At 51.5% G+C, this 915-nt stretch carries 1 pseudogene; it reads left to right on the plus strand.

The features are described 5' to 3' along the window. Nucleotides 1–205: pseudogene (locus tag M6F29_RS11875) on the plus strand (transposase domain-containing protein); the annotation flags it as partial. Nucleotides 206–915 lie beyond the last annotated feature (710 nt).

Genomic DNA, 915 nt, shown 5'->3' on the forward strand with positions numbered 1-915 from the left:
CCTCATCAATAACTTCACGACAAAGGCACGACAATTACTTGGCAAATCACCAACTTTTCCACAAAAACCGGGGTCCACTTTACAGAGAGCAACTATCCAAAGTTTCCTGGCCACGGCCAAACTTAACGGACTGGATCCCTACGCTTGGCTGAAGGAAACCCTGGAGAATCTTCCGGCATGGCCCAACAGCCGCATTGACTGGCTATGTTTGGGAAACACACACTCTGCCAACAATGTTTTGCAATTTCTTGAGGCCACGTTAGCCCATCTTGGGAAGAAAATAGTTTGGTCGTTACGTGCTGATAGCGGCTTTTTAGGGGATGTTTTCCTGAAATTGCGGTGCGAAACAGTTCCATCTATCATTGTGTGCCGGCCTTTGCGTACGCTTAACGTACGAATTTCTCCATTTTCTGAGACAATCCCATCATTAACGTTGGCTCCTGGCATCGAATCAATGAAACTGATCAACCGCTACCTGCCTGAGTACCAATTTGCAGAGGAGCACAGTCGATACATTCCGGCCCCTCCTGAGAGAGTCCTCGATGTCATCGGTCGCCCTTCGTTCGGAATAGCTGACTTCACCTTCTTGGGACGAGATGGCAACCGTGAATTGGCCTACGGCTTGGCCGGCCGCTTTTGGCAGTCCGACTACGGCCTTGTTGCGGTAGTTGACGCGGCGGCCTTCTCCGCACTAAATCCGTCGGGCATCGTTAAACTGGTGATGAATTTCACGGCGGAAGCCGAAGATTTCGGAACGCGGTTGACGACCCGCACGCGTGTCTGGTGTGGCGACGATGCGACCCGGCGTATCCGCAATCTAAGCAGAGGTGCTACCAAATGCTATTGACAGTTTACGGGGCTACAGTTGTCACCCTGATGATGCTGTTTTACGCCTTCGAATCACGCTCCCATTGG

Source organism: Ferrovum sp. (genome assembly GCF_027317285.1).
Lineage (GTDB): Bacteria > Pseudomonadota > Gammaproteobacteria > Burkholderiales > Ferrovaceae > Ferrovum.